This is a genomic window from Lentilactobacillus sp. Marseille-Q4993, assembly GCF_951230165.1.
Classification (GTDB): Bacteria; Bacillota; Bacilli; order Lactobacillales; family Lactobacillaceae; genus Lentilactobacillus.
This window is the reverse complement of record NZ_CATNVB010000001.1, coordinates 114527-131734: the sequence shown is the minus strand read 5'-3', so window position 1 is coordinate 131734 and position 17208 is coordinate 114527. Positions and strand designations below refer to the sequence as shown.

17 protein-coding genes are annotated in these 17208 nt (G+C 40.1%); 2 read left to right on the top strand and 15 right to left on the bottom strand.

What is annotated here, in order from left to right:
- Positions 1 to 14: 14 nt before the first annotated feature.
- Positions 15 to 923 (bottom strand): UDP-N-acetylmuramate dehydrogenase, encoded by a 909-nt coding sequence (gene murB / locus QOW94_RS00700; protein WP_283678125.1) that lies wholly within the window; start codon positions 921 to 923, stop codon positions 15 to 17.
- A gap of 137 nt (positions 924 to 1060) precedes the next feature.
- On the opposite strand from murB, the gene QOW94_RS00695 reads away from it, so the two are divergent.
- Positions 1061 to 1594 carry a 3'-5' exonuclease gene (locus QOW94_RS00695; protein ID WP_283678124.1) on the top strand — a complete coding sequence of 178 codons (534 nt, stop codon included), beginning with the start codon at positions 1061 to 1063 and terminating at the stop codon, positions 1592 to 1594.
- A 57-nt stretch (positions 1595 to 1651) separates the two neighbouring features.
- Here QOW94_RS00695 and QOW94_RS00690 read toward each other — a convergent pair whose 3' ends face one another.
- The 4 genes from QOW94_RS00690 to QOW94_RS00675 all read right to left on the bottom strand — a co-directional run bounded on the left by QOW94_RS00690 (position 1652) and on the right by QOW94_RS00675 (position 4378).
- Positions 1652 to 2134 (bottom strand): GNAT family N-acetyltransferase, encoded by a 483-nt coding sequence (locus QOW94_RS00690; RefSeq protein ID WP_283678123.1) that lies wholly within the window; start codon positions 2132 to 2134, stop codon positions 1652 to 1654.
- A 3-nt stretch (positions 2135 to 2137) separates the two neighbouring features.
- Complete coding sequence (gene tsaE, locus QOW94_RS00685) at positions 2138 to 2608, bottom strand: tRNA (adenosine(37)-N6)-threonylcarbamoyltransferase complex ATPase subunit type 1 TsaE (protein ID WP_283678122.1); 471 nt, start codon at positions 2606 to 2608, stop codon at positions 2138 to 2140.
- Between the two features lie 75 nt (positions 2609 to 2683).
- Positions 2684 to 3658, bottom strand: a complete 975-nt coding sequence (gene pta / locus QOW94_RS00680; RefSeq protein ID WP_283678121.1) for a phosphate acetyltransferase — start codon at positions 3656 to 3658, stop codon at positions 2684 to 2686.
- A 27-nt stretch (positions 3659 to 3685) separates the two neighbouring features.
- Positions 3686 to 4378 carry a uracil-DNA glycosylase gene (locus QOW94_RS00675; protein ID WP_283678120.1) on the bottom strand — a complete coding sequence of 231 codons (693 nt, stop codon included), beginning with the start codon at positions 4376 to 4378 and terminating at the stop codon, positions 3686 to 3688.
- 104 nt (positions 4379 to 4482) lie between these two features.
- Between QOW94_RS00675 and QOW94_RS00670 the strand changes: the two genes are divergently transcribed.
- Positions 4483 to 5010, top strand: a complete 528-nt coding sequence (locus QOW94_RS00670; protein WP_283678119.1) for an LURP-one-related/scramblase family protein — start codon at positions 4483 to 4485, stop codon at positions 5008 to 5010.
- 78 nt (positions 5011 to 5088) lie between these two features.
- Here the strand turns inward: QOW94_RS00670 and smpB are convergent, their stop codons facing one another.
- The 10 genes from smpB to gap all read right to left on the bottom strand — a co-directional run bounded on the left by smpB (position 5089) and on the right by gap (position 16933).
- Positions 5089 to 5565 (bottom strand): SsrA-binding protein SmpB, encoded by a 477-nt coding sequence (smpB, locus tag QOW94_RS00665; RefSeq protein WP_283678117.1) that lies wholly within the window; start codon positions 5563 to 5565, stop codon positions 5089 to 5091.
- Positions 5566 to 5582: 17 nt separating this feature from the next.
- The gene (gene rnr / locus QOW94_RS00660) at positions 5583 to 7913 is read right to left on the bottom strand and encodes a ribonuclease R (protein WP_283678116.1); all 2331 of its coding nucleotides are present in this window, start codon (positions 7911 to 7913) and stop codon (positions 5583 to 5585) included.
- 14 nt (positions 7914 to 7927) lie between these two features.
- Entirely contained in the window at positions 7928 to 8671 is a 744-nt protein-coding gene (locus QOW94_RS00655) for an alpha/beta hydrolase (protein WP_283678115.1), read from the bottom strand.
- A gap of 80 nt (positions 8672 to 8751) precedes the next feature.
- Positions 8752 to 8988: a preprotein translocase subunit SecG gene (gene secG, locus QOW94_RS00650; RefSeq protein ID WP_283678114.1), complete on the bottom strand. Its 237-nt coding sequence runs from the start codon at positions 8986 to 8988 to the stop codon at positions 8752 to 8754.
- Between the two features lie 77 nt (positions 8989 to 9065).
- The gene (locus QOW94_RS00645; RefSeq protein ID WP_283678113.1) at positions 9066 to 10616 is read right to left on the bottom strand and encodes a ClC family H(+)/Cl(-) exchange transporter; all 1551 of its coding nucleotides are present in this window, start codon (positions 10614 to 10616) and stop codon (positions 9066 to 9068) included.
- A 48-nt stretch (positions 10617 to 10664) separates the two neighbouring features.
- Positions 10665 to 12221, bottom strand: a complete 1557-nt coding sequence (locus tag QOW94_RS00640) for a hypothetical protein (protein WP_283678112.1) — start codon at positions 12219 to 12221, stop codon at positions 10665 to 10667.
- A 77-nt stretch (positions 12222 to 12298) separates the two neighbouring features.
- Positions 12299 to 13618, bottom strand: coding sequence for a phosphopyruvate hydratase (gene eno / locus QOW94_RS00635; RefSeq protein WP_283678111.1), 1320 nt, complete (start codon positions 13616 to 13618; stop codon positions 12299 to 12301).
- A 103-nt stretch (positions 13619 to 13721) separates the two neighbouring features.
- Positions 13722 to 14480: a triose-phosphate isomerase gene (gene tpiA, locus QOW94_RS00630; protein ID WP_283678110.1), complete on the bottom strand. Its 759-nt coding sequence runs from the start codon at positions 14478 to 14480 to the stop codon at positions 13722 to 13724.
- 127 nt (positions 14481 to 14607) lie between these two features.
- Complete coding sequence (locus QOW94_RS00625) at positions 14608 to 15822, bottom strand: phosphoglycerate kinase (RefSeq protein ID WP_283678109.1); 1215 nt, start codon at positions 15820 to 15822, stop codon at positions 14608 to 14610.
- 100 nt (positions 15823 to 15922) lie between these two features.
- Positions 15923 to 16933 (bottom strand): type I glyceraldehyde-3-phosphate dehydrogenase, encoded by a 1011-nt coding sequence (gap, locus tag QOW94_RS00620; protein WP_283678108.1) that lies wholly within the window; start codon positions 16931 to 16933, stop codon positions 15923 to 15925.
- Between the last annotated feature and the right edge of the window lie 275 nt (positions 16934 to 17208).

The window sequence follows — 17208 nt, the reverse complement described above, 5'->3', positions numbered from 1 at the left end:
TCCCCCTTTTTTGATTACTTAACGTCTTCTCCTATAATCCTAACTTCTGTTTCTAAGTGAACTTGATACTTTTCAAAGACAGTCTCTTGAACGTGCTTGATGACGTTAAGATAGTCAGTAGCTGTGGCATTATCAACGTTGACAATGAATCCTGCATGCTTCGTAGACACTTGAGCGCCACCGATTTGAAAACCTTGTAACCCTGAATCATGAATCAACTTACCGGCAAAATAACCTTCTGGTCGTTTGAAAACACTACCGCACGAAGGTAATTCGAGTGGCTGTTTAGCCGCCCTAAGTTCATTCAAGTGATCCATTTGCTTCTGAATCTTAGCGGGATTACCATGAGTCAAACTAAAAGTAGCAGAAAGAACGATTTGGTTATTTTCCTGAACGCTACAGTGACGATAACCAAAATCGAGTTGTTTCTGATTTAGATGAATGATTTTGTTATCAGGAGTGAGCACTTCCGCAGCTGTAACAACATCGTCAACATCACCACCGTATGCACCCGCGTTCATGTACACTGCCCCACCAACGCTTCCTGGGATCCCTGCAGCGAATTCTACGCCAGACAACGAGTGAGCCTGAGCAACTTTAGTGACTTCAATAAAAGCAGCTCCAGCTTGAGCTACGATTGTATTTTCGTGAACTGCAATTTTACTCATCTTAGTTAGAATCATGGTCAATCCACGAATTCCACCATCCTTAACGATTAAATTACTTGCATTCCCAATGACCGTAACAGGAATTTGGTGTTCATTTGCGTAGTTAAGTAATAGCTGAGCTTCATCGACACTACTTGGGAAAGCCAAAATATCTGCATTCCCGCCGGTTTTTGTGTGGGTATACTTTGACAGTGGTTCATTTAAGTAAATGTCAGTCTTTGGATATTCAGTCTTCATTTCCTCGTATTGGTTCATTTTCTCATTCCTCAATTTCAAAACATATGTACTAATATTGTAACACGAATATTAAAATCAGCCATTTACCAACCCGTTATTGATTGAAAGTTCAGCAAATTCAAGTTAGAATTAGACACAATAAATGAGGTGAAACCATGAATTTTGTTGCTATGGATTTTGAAACAGCAAATCGAAAACGAGCAAGTGCCTGTTCACTCGCTCTTACAGTTGTAAAAGATAACCAGATTGCAGATGAACTATACTCTTTGATTAACCCAGAAGTTGACTTTGACTGGCGCAACATTCAGGTCCACGGCATCCATGAGGCTGACGTTGCTGACGCGCCGACTTTTCCTGAACTGTGGGACCACATCAACAGCCTGTTCGGAACTAATCGATTAGTCGTTGCTCACAACGCCTCTTTCGATAATAGCGTTCTCAGAAAATCACTTGAACGTTACGGAATTGAAACACCACACTTTTTAAGCTTGGATACGCTGAGAACCTCAAAGCAATTTTACCCGGACTTGGAAAACCATAAATTAAACACGCTCTGTGATGCCCTCAATATCACGTTAGAACATCATCACAACGCCCTCGATGATAGCGTTGCATGTGCAAATATTTTAATTCACCAGCAAAACCAGTTTGGCAGCGAACAACTTATGCCATTCGTCAAAGCAATTTAATAGCCGCTACTTAGCACCCAACGACATTTCCATTAGTCCGTGGGTGCTTTTTTAGGTTTAGACTGGCAAACTCATCAATAAGGCTTCCTCACCATCAACAGTGGTCTGTTTATGAGTCCTAAAGCCTAGCTTTTCATAGATATGAACTGCAGGGAGATTATCTTTAAGGACCACCAAAAAAATCTCCCCAAGATTGCTGTACTCCGCTGCCCATTCAATTGCTAATTCCACCAAATTAGTGCCCAGCCCATGTCCCTGGTACTGTTTTAACACTGCAACTCCGAGTTCACCCTGATCGTTTTTAAGATAATCAACGGTCACTATTCCAATCGGTTGACCATCAATCTCAGCAAGTCCCATTAGATTTCGATCAGATGTGGAAATGATATCAATATATTTTCGAATATCTAATTCATCAATTTCATCAAGGTCAGCGTCAATAAAAAAAGTATCAGTTTCTTCACTCAGTTGCCTAAGCATCCCCAACACTGCCACCGCATCATTTGGCTCTGCAAGCTTAAACCCCACTTCTCTGCTCATCATCTACTCTCCCACTACTTTACCTATCATTTCATCTGCCCGGCTACCATGGCCTTCAAATTCGATTTTACGGTTATCTTCAGCCTCATTATCAAGTCGTTCAAACTTTATCTTCAAGTATTCAGTTGGTAATTCATCTTCAATAAATTCAGACCACTCGACCACGGTTACACCATCACCATTGAAATACTCCTCAAGGCCAAGTTCCTCACCACCGCCATCTTCAAGACGATAAACGTCCATGTGGTAGAGCGGGATTCGTCCACCCTTATACTCACGGATGATTGTAAACGTGGGACTCTTAACCGGCCTTTTTATTCCTAACGCCTTTCCAATTCCCTTTGTGAAGGTTGTCTTCCCGGCACCAAGGTCACCGTCTAAGAGCAAAACATCACCTGGCTGTAGCAAGTTGCCAAGTTTAGAACCAATTTCAATTGTTTGATCAGCCGATTTAGCTAAAACTGTTGTTTTCATTTTAAAAGCTCCTTTTCCAAGGTATTAAAAAAGTGGGTCAATTTTATAATACCAATGACCCACCCTTGTTTCATATTATAGCGCTTGTGCAGCGGTAATAATCGCTACTTTATAGACATCTTCTGGGTTACTACCCCGTGATAAATCATTAACTGGCTTGTTAAGTCCTTGAAGGATTGGGCCAAGTGCTTCAAACCCACCAAACCGTTGACCAATTTTATAACCAATGTTTCCGGCTTCCAAACTTGGGAAGATAAACACGGTCGCGTGACCTGCAACGTCTGAATCAGGGGCCTTCTGGGCAGCGACCTCAGGGACAAATGCAGCATCAAATTGAAATTCACCATCAATTGGTAAATCTGGTGCCATTTCTTTTGCGAGTTTAGTGGCTTCTTGGACTTTTGTCACCATATCCCCTTTGGCTGAACTCTTAGTTGAGAAACTAAGCATTGCCACTTTAGGATCAATATCAAAAGTTTTGGCCATTTCAGCACTTACAACGGCAACTTCTGCCATTTGCTGAGCATCCAACTCAAGATTAATTGCACAGTCAGCAAATAAGTATCTTTGGTCACCCTTCTGCATAACGAACGAACCACTGATCAAATTGACTCCTGGCTTTGTTTTAATAATTTGAAGAGCTGGTCGAACAGTGTCACCGGTTGGGTGGAAAGCACCAGAAACCATTCCGTCAACTTTGTCCATGTATACCATCGTAGTTCCAAAATAGTTTGCATCTTTCAGCCATTGACGAGCCTTTTCTTCGTCCGTTTTTCCCTTACGTCTCTCAACAATTGCATTGACCATTGAATTGATTACGTCTTGAGGTTGGTTTTCAAAATCAACGATTTCCACACCGTCTAAGCTTGCATCAATGCTAGTAGCAACTTTCGAAATTTCATCATTTGTCCCTAATAAAATTGGATGAGCAAGATCATCCGCAGCTAGTCGTGAAGCCGCCTCGACAATTCTTCTGTCACTACCTTCAGGAAATACTAAACTAATTTTTTTGCCTTTAATTTTGCTCTTTAAACTATCAAATAAATCCATTACATATTCCTCCTGAGATTTACTAAATTAGATTGGTTGATCTACATGTTCAGGTAACTGCCAGTTAATTGGCTCTTTTCCCATGGCAATCAAAGCCTCATTAGTCTTAGAAAATGGCTTAGAGCCGAAGAATCCGCGACTTGCTGACAATGGGCTTGGATGGGCTGATTGAATTACGATGTTGGTATCAGTATCAATTAAAGATATCTTATTCCTAGCGGCCCGTCCCCATAGGATGAACACCACCGGCTCTTCTCGTTCCGATAACTTTTTGATTGCTGCATCTGTTAACTGCTCCCAACCCTTGCCCTTATGAGAGAATGCCTGACCGTTTCTAACCGTCAGAACAGAATTAAGGAGTAACACTCCCTGCTTTGCCCAACTAGTCAAATAACCGTGGTTGACTGGCTTGATTCCTAAATCTGATTCTAGTTCCTTATAAATATTTCTTAACGAAGGTGGAATTTGCACCCCCGGTAAAACTGAAAAACTAAGACCGTGAGCTTGATTAGGCTCATGATAAGGATCCTGACCAAGAATAACAACTTTTACCTTACTAAACGGGGTTAAAGCAAAAGCTTCGAAAATATGATTCATATCTGGATGGATAAACTGGGTCTCATATTCACTTACCAAAAACTTTCGTAGTTCTTGATAGTAAGTTTTTTCAAACTCTGGCTCCAATACATCCCACCAGTCATTCTTGATAAACGGTTTCATTCCCAACACCTCAACATCTATTTTACCATATGAATTACCGTTTATCAGCGAGTAATAACTGGGTTAACATGTTAAAATAAAATTAAAACAAGGAAAGGGTTAATATGATGAGTCGAAAAATTCAACTTAACGTTTCGGAACTTGAACAAAGTGGTTCGGCAAAGGTCATCAATGAATTTGATGACACAAAATATCTGATTATTGGTCGTTGGGGACTGGTATCGGATTCATACTCCGTTTACTCCCGAATTGGCGAACTGCTAGTTGAAATCAAGCAACGTACTTTGGGAACCCACCCCCAGTTCGAATTATTCGCCTCAGAAGACATGATTGGAACTTCACTCTTTAACGTTGCATTTCGTTATACGACTCTTTATATCAACGGTATTAACTGGTTAGTGGTTGGCAATGAGAAAAAGCAAAACTACATAATATTTAATGGTCACAAGCGAATTGGAGCAATTAACTCATTTAATAATGATGGTAAAGTAGTCCGAATAATTACCGCAACTAATTTAGAGTACGAACCAATCATCGTTGCAATTTCAGCGATTTTAAATCATCCAGTCGTGGTTAACCACTTGAACATCTCCAAAAACCCTTTCAAAAATTTCAGTCCATCTTTAGATTAAAAAACGAAGATTAAAACCAGCATCGCTGGTATAATCTTCGTTTTTTTATGTATCGAACAGTGGGACATGTGTTCGAATTTATTTATAGTGCTTCATTACTCGGTCGATTTGACGTTCCTGATCGCGACGCTTAATGGATTCACGCTTATCAAATTCACGCTTACCTTTAGCGACACCAATCAAAACCTTAGCAAAACCATTCTTAAGATAAACCTTTAGTGGAACAATTGTAATCCCTTTATCTGAAGTATCTTGAGATAACCGTTTAATTTCCTTCTTGTGGAGAAGTAACTTCCGATTTCGAATTGGATCATGATTGAACTGGTTACCATTAGCGTACTCACTAATGTGAACGTTCATCATGTAAGCCTCACCGTTCTTTATTTGGACGAACCCGTCTTTTAAATTGATTCTCCTATCGCGAATCGACTTAATTTCAGTTCCAGTCAGTACAATTCCTGCCTCATAAGTATCTTGAATCGAGTAATCATGTCTAGCCTTTTTGTTTTGGGCCATCAAATTGTCGTCATTTTTTTTGGTCTTATTCTTTGCCATGATTACACCTCCTCAGATTAGTGGCGTTTATTATTTCCAGATTGTCTTGAGTGGGAATTACCATTACCACCACGGCTGTTACGATTGTTACTGTGATTCCGGTTGTTATTTGATGAATGTCTGTTGTTGGAATGCTGTCTATCATTATTGTAATGACGTTTTGGCAACATATCACTTGTTGGGGTCTTTTCAGGATCAACAATATCAAAGTCAACTGCACTTTGTTCAATATCAACGTTGATTACCTTAACCCGAATTTCTTGCCCCATCTTGTACGTTCTTCTGGTATTCCGACCAACGAGTGCCATAAACTGTTCAACGTATTCATAGTAGTCATCGTTCATCCGACTAATATGAACAAGTCCCTCAACTGTATTTGGCAATTCAACGAACATTCCGAATTTAAGAACTGAGCTAACCACGGCATCAAACTCTTCACCAATGTGGTCATGCATGTACTCTGCCTTCTTCATTGCATCCGTATCACGCTCGGCATCAACAGCTCGGCGTTCATACTCAGAAGTTGTGGTTGCAATCTCATCTAGGACATTCGCATACTTCTTCTTGGTTTCCTTATTAATCCCGTTATCTTCGTAGTAATGAATCATCCGGTGAACCATTGTATCAGGGTACCGTCTAATTGGTGAAGTAAAGTGGGTATAGTATGGTGCAGCCAAACCAAAGTGACCAAGAGACTGATCGGAATATTTAGCCTGCTTTAAGCTCCGAAGTAACATTACGGACACCATTGTTTCTTCAGGCTTACCAGCAACCTTTTTCAAAACATTCTGAAGCATTTTTGGTTTAATGTGCTCTGGATCACCTTTAACATTGATTCCAAAGGCCGTGAGCATTTCAAAGAAGCTCTTAATTCGGTCAGCATCTGGGGTTTCATGAACCCGATATAGGAACGGAACATGGGCTTCATAATAATGTTGAGCAACGGTTTCATTTGCAGCCAACATGAATGATTCAATCATTCTTTCTGCTAATCCCCGAACTCGTAGCTTAATATCAATTGGGTGACCCTTTTCATCAACGATAATTTCAGCTTCGTGATTGTCAAAATCAATTGCACCGTTATTTTTTCTGTGCTTGTACAAAATTCGATGAAGATCAGCCATGTCTTCAAACATTGGCACTAGTTTGTCATATCTAGCCATTGTCTTTTCATCATGAGATTCAATGATTTCGTTAACCGCGGTATAGGTCATACGGGCAGCAGATCTCATCAAACTAGGATGGATTCGGTGCTTAATAACATTTCCGGCTTGGTCAATTTCCATGTCACAACTCATACATAGTCGCAATTCACCCTCGTTAAGAGAACAGATTCCATTGGAAAGACGTCTTGGCAACATTGGAATTACGCGGTCAGTTAAATAAACTGAAGTTCCGCGTCTAAATGCTTCCTTGTCAATAACGCTACCTGGAGTAACGTAATGACTAACATCGGCAATATGAACACCAAGGTGATAGTTTCCGTTATCTAATTTCCAAACAGTTACCGCATCATCCAAATCTTTTGATGACTCACCATCAATAGTTACTAAGGTTTGATCAGTAATATCTTCCCGACCAATTTTTTCCTCTTCGGTAACGTGGTCTGGAATTTGATCAGCGGCTTCCATAACTTCCTCTGGAAATTCAGAAGGAATATCATGAGCGTATACAATTTGTAAAATATCAATTCCTGGATCGTCAACCGAACCAATAATTTGGTCAGCAATTCCCACCATATAGTCAGGATGCTTTGCATTTGGATACTCGGTGATTTGAGCAGTAATTACTTCACCAGGAGTTGGTTTCAGTCCAATCTCATTGATATAAAACTTATATTTGGCGATTTTTTTATCTGTCAATCGAACTTGACCGTAGTATTCACCATCATCTTCGCCCTTAGAAAAGGCACCAACAACATTTTTATACTTGCGATCAGTGATAGCAGTAACCTTAGCTTCGGGTCCCTTACTCATGTCAGCTGACGCTGGTCTAGTGATTTCAAATTCAACCGTGTCTCCATTCAGAGCCATCATCGTGTTGTCTGGGGCAACATAAGCGTCTGGTTGAACATCGTCGTAGGCAATAAACCCAAATCCCTTATCATTTGCATGGAAAATACCACTTAATTTGAGATTTTCTGGATTCAGTTTGAATTTACCGTCTTCGGTCACCACTGCAGTTCCTTCTCTCTCAAGAATAACAAGTTCTTGAACAATTAATTTAAAGGCAGCTGAACCGTGATAGTGAAGTTCATCAGCAATTTCTTCTACCGATTTGGATTGGTCTGGATGTGCTCTAAGCACACCTTCAATTTCGTTTTTTAATTCTTTATCTTGATCTTGCAATATTTATTCCTCAATTATTTATATATATTTTCTAGAAACAGGCTTAAATCTTGTTCCAACTGCTGGTGAGCAGAATTGACCGTAATCATATGACTAGCATCTGGATACTCATGAAAACTCACTGAGGTATTCTTCAAACGATTATTCAAATTGCGGCCACTTTGTGGATCGACAATCTCATCAGCAAGTCCCTGGCCGATAAAGTAGGGAACCTGGATTTTATCAAGATTGGCCGAAACATCCAACGTAAATGTTGAAATATCAGCAAGCAGTGAATCAATATTATTATCAAGCCATTCGAGCTTTTCAGCCATGACAGATGGGTCAGTTTTATAGGCAACATAATTGGCCCTTGCCATCTTGATAAATGTATTGTGGACTGTGGAAGGTCCCTCACGAACAATTGGGGAACCAAACGATCCACCACCAACTAATTCTGGAAAAGATTCCAAAGCCTTGGCAGCAAAAATACCTCCAAGCGAAATCCCAAAGATACTAATTTGTTCCATTCCCTTTTCCTTCATGAATGAAACAGCATCTTGAGTACCTTGCCACCACTTCTCAGGGGATCCCTGATTTATAATGTCCATAAAATCAGGAGTTCCATGACCAGTAAGTAGCGGCGCGTAAACTGAGTAATCCAACTTCTCCAATCGCCTTGCTAATAAACGAACGTCAATTGGGCCACTAGCAAACGCGTGCATTAAAATAATACCCTTTTTCCCGTGTTCAAAAAAGAATGTTCCTGGTTGTGGCATGGTACCTTCCCCCCTCAATTCAGATTCATATACTCATTATAATAAAAATCCCCCTGCTTTTAAACAGGAGGATTCCATAACTAATGTGATGACAACCAAACTAGACCAAGTGATAATGCGAAAAAGATTACTCCTAGTACAACAGTCGTCTTTTGCATAAACGCTTCAAACCCGCGTGGCTTTTGTTTTGCAAACAAATCATCAGCCCCACCTGTTAAAGCAGACATAGCGTCGTTGGTTTTTGATGGTTGCATCAAAACTGCGATTGTAATCAAAATACAATCAATTATTAGCAAAGTTAATAGTAAATTATACACGTGATAGCCTCCCACCGAACATACGGCTTACATTACTCATAATACGATACCATAAACCAACAGATAATGCCAGTTTACTATTTCTTCGTTGCAATTTTTTGAAGTTCTTTTGTTAGCTGATATCGATTCTTATCAGCAACATTAACGAACATAGTATCACCAGCCATTATCAGCATATCTCCAGTTGGGATAAACTCATGACCATTTCGCTTAACCTTTGTAATTAGAGCTCCCTTTGGCCATTTGATGTCTTTAACCTTACGACCATCAGCATTGGCCCCGACAAACACCGTTTGAATAATTTCGCTTGTCCGACCAATAAACTCTTGGGTGTCCACCTTCATCATTGCATCTAGCATATCTGCATAAACTGGGCCACCTCTCAAAACATCAACAACGATGTACGCTACTAGTGATACCACAGCAAGTCCCAGCATATGGGTCAAGCTACCAACCATTTCAGTAATCAATAAAATTGCCGTAAAAGGCGCCTTACTGATCCCTGCAAAATAACCAGCCATCCCCATAATTACAAAGCTTGAAAAGTAGTGAGGGGAAACCAAACCAACCATTATCAGAATTTTACCTACCACAGCACCAATTAAAGCGCCTAAACAAAGGATGGGGAGAAAGATGCCACCAGGCAAACTACTACCATAATTAAAGATTGAAACAAAAAATCTAACGATAAGGAATCCTAAGATTGCAATGACTGAGTAACTTCCCGTTGGTAACGACAATATTACTCTACTTCCGCCTCCCATTAGGATTGGCAGATACATTCCAAGTGGAATTAAACAGACCAGAGGAATTATTCCAGCATATGGCCTTAATTTTGGATTGATCTTATTGATCCAATCATATGCCACATTGATATTTAAAATGACAAATTGATATGCCCTTCCAAGTACACCCAGAACGATTCCTAACAAAATTGCCAACGGAAAGTAATTTAAGGGCAACGGTGACGATGGCATATATAGAACTGGTTTCAAACCAAAAGCATATGTTGCCACGAAGTCAGCCGTAATCGAAGCAGATAGCGAAACGACCCAAATGTTGGTTGAAAAGTTGTGATAAATTTCTTCAAGCACAAACATCGTACTTGCTATCGGAGCATTAAAGGCAGCACTGAGGCCAGCTGCAGCCCCACTTGAAATCAGAACCTTTCGATCCGTTCCAACCTGGTTAGTAAGTTTTGCAACTCCCTGACCAACTGTTGACCCAAGCTGAATAGAGGGGCCTTCACGCCCAAGATACAGCCCACTACCAATAGCTAATGAACCCGCAACAAACTTGCGCCATAATACCGGCCAAAAAGGGAACTCAACTAGACCTTGAAGTTGGCCTTCAACTTGAGGTATTCCGGACCCTTTTATATCAGGGACATCTGAAAGTAGCTTGCCACCAATCAAACCAATTGTGACCACGATCACTAGGGCGACAAGAACTAATTTAAAATCATGCTTTGCCAAGCCCAATAATTTGGTCATAAATTCAGTTAACCCCTGAATAATAAAGCGAAACATGGCTACCACAGTTCCAGACAAAGCCCCAATCAAAATACCACTTAAGATCATCTTTATCTGGTTGTAATAAAATCTACTTTGACTAATCAATTTTCTCATCCTCAAATAATTACTATCTAAAATAATATCATTATTTGAGAGTTAATATTAATGTTTTTTAATAACTCGACCCTTGGTAATCGCTTTCTTAACAACCTTTTTTGCCTTTTTGGTATCACGATGCCGATTAGCTTTCCGCACCATTCGATTCTTGGTCAGCTTGGCCTTCTTCACCACACGATGAATTTTGCTAGAACGTTGCTTATTATACTTAACTGTCAAATCAATCGGATCTGTAGTAGATACTCTAACGGGGGTCAGTTTACCGGCAATTTTATACCCCTTCAAGTTAAGCGTTGATTTGCTGATAGTCGTGCCGTAGTCAACGTAAAAAGTAAGTCTTTTAATCTTCTTTCCATGCTTGTTGACCGCTTGAACTTTCACAGGGACTTTTGCGGGAATGAAGTTCATGAACAAGCGGTCGCCTTGAACCATTCCACCTTGATATACATAACCATAATAATTTAATCCATTTCGAGCTAAAGCGTTTATGTCTTCACTACTTAAACTGGTTGGATATTCAAATAGTACATTACCAAACGACTTGCCAATGATTTGATAGTGGTTAACTGTGGGAGTTGTAATTTGAATAGGATTGCTCCCAGTTTGGTTACCTTGATTTTTAGTTGAATCAGCTTGAGTCTCGACATCTGTTTTACCACTTAAAATCATGTCATCGCCCACACCAGTATCCACTGTGGTAACTTTATCGGTTCCAACATTTTCATCGCTCACAGAAACTAAATTGTCACCAGTTCCTTGATCGCTTGCAGTAACCAAATCTTCTCCGATTCCCTTATCATTTACACCAATTTCACTTGATCCAGTTCCTTCGTCAGTGGTTTTAATTTCTCCATCCCCAACACCAGTATCCTTGCTCTTACTAATGTCAGTTGCAGTTGATTCGTCCTTAGCGTCAATTTCTTTAGTTTCGGTACCTTGATCACTCGTGTTAGGTTGATCAGTAATGGTCCCCTCATCCCGTTTATCGGTAGTTGGTTGGTTCTCAGTTTTACCAGACCCAGAGACACTGGTATCATCCTTAATTTTTCCATCGTCTGCAGGATTAATATCCTCATCCTTAGGTTTTTCTATACTAGTACCGGTGTCAGGCTTTTGGTCACTATCATTTCCAGTAACTCTTTGACCTTCCCCCTTAATTCTTCCGCTGTCATCACCAATTAATTTGTCAGTTACTTTTGACTGATCAACATTGGTCCGACCTGGCTTGTCCTCATCAACTGTAAAATCAACCGCATAACGTTCCCCAACGAACTCTTCGTCCTGAAGATAAGTAAATGCCATATCTTTTTGTGGTGATACACTGGCAGCTTTTGCAGATGGGGTATAGCCAGCATAGGTTGGTGCCGATACTGCGTTGCCAACCTTATAATCACCCTTTAGCCATTGGTACCGATTGACAATTTGCTGTTTGCCTTCACTATTTGAGGAACAGAACGTTGTTCTCACCAAAATCAAGTCACTATTTTCTACCTTTGCAGCACTATTTTGTGATGCTGCCATTTGTTGGTCCGCGGAAGCACCAACCCCACCTACCATTGTCATTCCTAATACAGCTGTTGAAAAGAGAATCAATTTTTTCACAATAAAAAACCTCCATTTTTTTCGATTCATAAATTAAATCCGAAAAAATGAAGGCTAGTTATTTTAGTAATTTAAAATTACTTGTTTAAAATGTTTTGACGAGCTTCCTTTGAAAGGTTGTAGAATGAGTCAACACCCTTGTAGTTAGCGATGTCGCCCAATTGATCTTCAATTCTCATCAATTGGTTGTACTTAGCGATACGTTCGCCACGGCTCATTGAACCAGTCTTGATTTGACCAGCGTTAAGAGCAACAACCAAGTCAGAAATTGTAGTATCTTCAGTTTCACCAGAACGGTGTGAAATGATAGCAGTGTAACCTGCTTCTTTGGCCATTTCAACAGCTTGAACTGTTTCAGTCAAAGTACCGATTTGGTTAAGCTTGATAAGGATAGCATTGGCAACGCCACTTTCAATACCCTTCTTCAAGTAGTCAGTGTTAGTAACGAACAAGTCATCACCAACGATTTGAACCTTCTTGCCAAGACGGTCAGTAGCCATCTTCCAATCTTCCCATTCGTTTTCATCAAGTGGGTCTTCGATTGAAATAACTGGGTACTTGTCAACGATTTCTTCAAGTAAACCAACGAATTCGTCAGCAGTGTATGACTTGCCGTCACCAACAAGGTCATACTTCTTAGTCTCAGTGTTGTAGAATTCTGATGCGGCACAGTCAAAGGCAATGGCGATGTCCTTACCTGGCTTGTAACCTGCACGTTGGATAGCTTCAACAAGAATTTCAAATGGTTCCTCGTTGTTCTTCAAATCAGGTGCGAATCCACCTTCATCACCAACAGCAGTTGAGTAACCGCGTTCGTTCAATAAGTTTTTCAAATTGTGGAATGTTTCTGAACTCCAACGAACAGCTTCCTTGATAGTTGGTGCACCAACAGGCATAATCATGAATTCTTGGAAATCAACCTTGTTGTTAGCGTGCTTTCCACCATTGATAACGTTCAACATTGGAGTAGGTAATAAGTTAGCGTTAAAACCACCCAAGTAGTTGTACAATGGCATTTCTAATTCATCAGCAGCAGCACGAGCAGCAGCAAGTGAAACACCCAAAATAGCATTTGCACCAAGCTTACCCTTGTTAGGAGTACCGTCCAATTCGATCATAGCCTTATCGATTGCTAATTGGTCAGTTACATCGTAACCAACGATTTCCTTTGCAATAACGTTGTTTACGTTGTCAACGGCCTTTTGAACGCCTTTACCCATGAAACGGTCTTTGTCACCATCACGTAGTTCAACGGCTTCATGTTCACCTGTTGAAGCACCTGAAGGTACGATTCCGCGACCCATAGCACCTGCTTCAGTATACAATTCAACTTCAACAGTTGGGTTACCACGTGAATCAAGAACTTCACGAGCATAAATATCAGAAATAATTGACATGTCTTTTTTCTCTCCTTAACGAAAGTTGTGACCTCTTGTACAAGGTTCAACTTAATTTTATTAGTTTAGGCGCAAACTTTCAATAATAAAAAGCTCATTCACGCTATTTTTGTAAAAAATTTGCAAGTCGGAGGAACGAATCCGCCTTTAAACTCGCACCACCAGCCAAAACGCCATCAATATCATTTTGACTTAAAATTTCATCAGCGTTGTTATCATTGACACTTCCACCATACAAAACTCTAACCTGATTAGCAATTTCATCAGAATAGAGATCCGCAACGGTTTGTCGAATCAAGTAACATCCCTCTTCCGCCTCATCTGAACTAGCAGTTTTACCGCTACCAATCGCCCAACTTGGTTCGTATGCAATGATCAAGGTTTTAGCTTGCTCATTATCGATTCCCTTTAAAGCGTTAGTAACCTGGCTTACCACCCACGAAATCTTATTTGGTGACTCACGCCGACTCATCGTTTCATCACAGCAAATAATTGGGGTTAGGCCATTCCTAAAAGCAGCATGAACCTTTTTATTGATAACGTCGTCTGTTTCCTTAAAGTACTTACGTCTCTCGGAATGACCAATAATTACATGAGTAACACCCATTTCAGCAAGTGCCTTAGGACTAGTCTCACCAGTGTATGCCCCTTCATCTTCGTAAAAACAATTTTCGGCTGCAATAATCAGTGGCAGTTCGTCACGATTCTTAACCATGCTTTCCAAAAACAGGGGTGACGCAGCAATTGCAGTTTCAGTAACACTAGGATCAGGCAATTTATCCTTCATTGCTTTCAAGAAATCGACTGCTTCGTCAACTGAAAGATTCATTTTCCAGTTACCAGCAATAAACGGTATTCGCATTTTAAATCATCCCTTTGATTTGATTATAGTTGAGCAATTCGACAAAAAATCGCCTTACAATTAATTTTACCATATCAAATCATTAACTATATCAAAAAAAGACCCGCCTCTGGCGGATCTTATTTGATTACTTGTTATCGATTGCTGCGATACCAGGTAAAGTCTTACCTTCAAGATACTCAAGAGAAGCTCCACCACCGGTAGAAATATGAGTAAGCTTGTCAGATACACCTAATTGCTTAACAGCGGCAGTAGAATCGCCACCACCAACGATTGTAGTAGCATCTGAAAGACTTCCTAAGAATTTACCTACTTCAAGAGTTCCCTTTGCAAAGTTTTCCATTTCAAACACACCCATAGGTCCATTCCAAACAACCGTCTTTGCATCTTTAAGAACATCCTTGAATTGATCAACTGACTTAGGTCCAATGTCTAATGCCATCCAACCATCGTCAATATCGCCTTCAACAACCTTGTGTTCTGCATCGTTCTTAAACTCTGTAGCAACAACGTTGTCAACAGGGAGAACAATCTTGTCTCCACCCTTGTCAAGAATTGACTTAGCAGTATCAATCTTATCAGTTTCTACAAGTGAACCACCAATCTTGATTCCCTTAGCAGCGTAGAATGTATAAGTCATTCCACCACCAATAATGATCTTGTCAGCTTTGTCGAGTAAGTTGTCAATAACACCAATCTTATCAGAAACCTTAGCACCACCAAGAATGGCAACGAATGGTCTCTTAGGACTATTAACAGCTTCGCCCAAGAATTGGATTTCCTTTTCCATCAAGAAACCAGCAGCAACTGGCTTGCCAGCTTTGTGCATTGCTTCTGCAATACCAGCATTTGATGCGTGTGAACGGTGAGCGGTACCAAAGGCATCGTTTACAAACTCGTCACCCAATGAAGCCCAGTATTCGCCAAGCTTAGCATCGTTTCCTGATTCACGCTTTACATATTCGCCATCAACAACATCTTCATAACGAGTGTTTTCAAACAAAAGAACACTACCGTTTTCCATCTTGTCAATTGCTTCTTCAAGTTGTGCACCTTCAGTAACTGGTACGAAGATAACTGGCTTGTTTAACAAGTTTGAAAGTCTTTCAGCAACTGGGCGAAGTGAAAGTCCCTTCTTGTCGTCTTCCTTCTTGATCCGGCCAAGATGGGAGAATAAAACTGCCTTTCCATCGTGATCCAATACGTAATTGATTGTTGGTAATGCAGCTTGGATTCTGTTGTCATCACCAATAACTCCGTCTTTGATTGGAACATTGAAGTCAACACGCATTAAAACTTTTTTGCCTTCGAGTTCCAAGTCAGAAACTGTAAGTTTTGCCATTTTATTGCCTCCTAATTTGTTTATTAATTGATTTAAAACTGCCTGTTAGATAATAAAAAACGGAGAAGTTGCACTCCTCCGTTAATTGTCAAACTACTTATTAAAGAGTAGCAAACTTCAATAATGTACGTACCATGTTGCAAGTGAAGCCCCATTCGTTGTCATACCAAGCAACGGTCTTAACAAGTTGTGAGTCACCAGCAGTAGTAACTTCAGTTTGAGTTGGGTCGAATACTGAACCGTGTGAATCATCAATAATATCTGATGATACGATTTCGTCTTCGTTCCAGCCAAATGCATCGTTATCAACAGTGTACTTCTTGATAGCAGCATTAACTTCGTCAGCAGTAACCTTCTTGTCAAGGATAGTAGTCAATTCAGTTAATGAACCATCTACAACACCAACACGTTGTGCGTGTCCTTGAAGTTTACCGTCAAGTTCTGGAATAACCAAACCAATAGCCTTAGCAGCACCAGTTGAATGAGGAATAGTGTTTGCACTAGCAGTACGGTTTGTACGCTTCTTCTTTGACTTAGGACCATCAAGAATTTGTTGTGAAGCAGTGAAGGCATGAACAGTTGTCATAGTACCAACTTTGATGCCGAATTCTTTGTTCAAGAAGTAAGTCATAGGTGCTAAACAGTTAGTAGTACATGAACCAGCAGAAACGATAACGTCATCTGAGTTCAAGATGTCCAAGTTAACACCAGGAACAACAGTCTTGATCTTACCAGCAGGAGCTGAGATCAATACACGCTTTGCACCAGCCTTGATGTGAGCTTGTGATTTTTCTTCTGAAGTGTAAAAACCAGTACATTCAAGAACGTAGTCAACACCATCATTCTTAACCCATTGTAAGTTAGCAGCATCTCTTTCAGCGTAAACAGGGATTTCCTTACCATCAACAATGATACCCTTGTCATCTGATGAAACTTCGCCGTTAAAACGACCATGAGTTGAGTCATACTTAAGTAAGTAAGCTAACATGTCAGGTGTAGTCAAATCGTTAATTGCAACAACTTCAATTTCATCAGAGTGCAATTCGTGAATACGCTTGAATGCCAAACGACCAATACGGCCAAAACCATTAATACCAATCTTTACAGTCATACTGTGTTTTCCTCCTTTAGGAAATCAGAAAAATTATAATGATACGAATTAAATCATACCACCGTACAGAGATAATCGTACCACTAAAAATAAACAAAGTCAGCACCCCATGTGAAAAAAGTTTCAAACGAGTGCTGAGGGCCTTCGTTCAATACCCAGAAACAAGTATATCAGAGAATAAATTGTTTGCAATAACTTGCCGTTTAGTAATCGCTTACATAAATTGATTCTTTTTGGGGTTGAGTTTTTGAAGATTATTCTGTATATTATTATAT

Coding starts and splice junctions, on each gene's coding strand:
- eno (WP_283678111.1), bottom strand. CDS start 13,618: ATGTCAATTATTTCTGATATTTATGCTCGTGAAGTTCTTGATTCACGT.
- smpB (WP_283678117.1), bottom strand. CDS start 5,565: ATGGCAAAGAATAAGACCAAAAAAAATGACGACAATTTGATGGCCCAA.
- murB (WP_283678125.1), bottom strand. CDS start 923: ATGAACCAATACGAGGAAATGAAGACTGAATATCCAAAGACTGACATT.
- QOW94_RS00670 (WP_283678119.1), top strand. CDS start 4,483: ATGATGAGTCGAAAAATTCAACTTAACGTTTCGGAACTTGAACAAAGT.
- QOW94_RS00675 (WP_283678120.1), bottom strand. CDS start 4,378: ATGAAACCGTTTATCAAGAATGACTGGTGGGATGTATTGGAGCCAGAG.
- tpiA (WP_283678110.1), bottom strand. CDS start 14,480: ATGCGAATACCGTTTATTGCTGGTAACTGGAAAATGAATCTTTCAGTT.
- QOW94_RS00625 (WP_283678109.1), bottom strand. CDS start 15,822: ATGGCAAAACTTACAGTTTCTGACTTGGAACTCGAAGGCAAAAAAGTT.
- QOW94_RS00690 (WP_283678123.1), bottom strand. CDS start 2,134: ATGAGCAGAGAAGTGGGGTTTAAGCTTGCAGAGCCAAATGATGCGGTG.
- gap (WP_283678108.1), bottom strand. CDS start 16,933: ATGACTGTAAAGATTGGTATTAATGGTTTTGGCCGTATTGGTCGTTTG.
- pta (WP_283678121.1), bottom strand. CDS start 3,658: ATGGATTTATTTGATAGTTTAAAGAGCAAAATTAAAGGCAAAAAAATT.
- QOW94_RS00655 (WP_283678115.1), bottom strand. CDS start 8,671: ATGCCACAACCAGGAACATTCTTTTTTGAACACGGGAAAAAGGGTATT.
- QOW94_RS00695 (WP_283678124.1), top strand. CDS start 1,061: ATGAATTTTGTTGCTATGGATTTTGAAACAGCAAATCGAAAACGAGCA.
- tsaE (WP_283678122.1), bottom strand. CDS start 2,608: ATGAAAACAACAGTTTTAGCTAAATCGGCTGATCAAACAATTGAAATT.
- QOW94_RS00645 (WP_283678113.1), bottom strand. CDS start 10,616: ATGAGAAAATTGATTAGTCAAAGTAGATTTTATTACAACCAGATAAAG.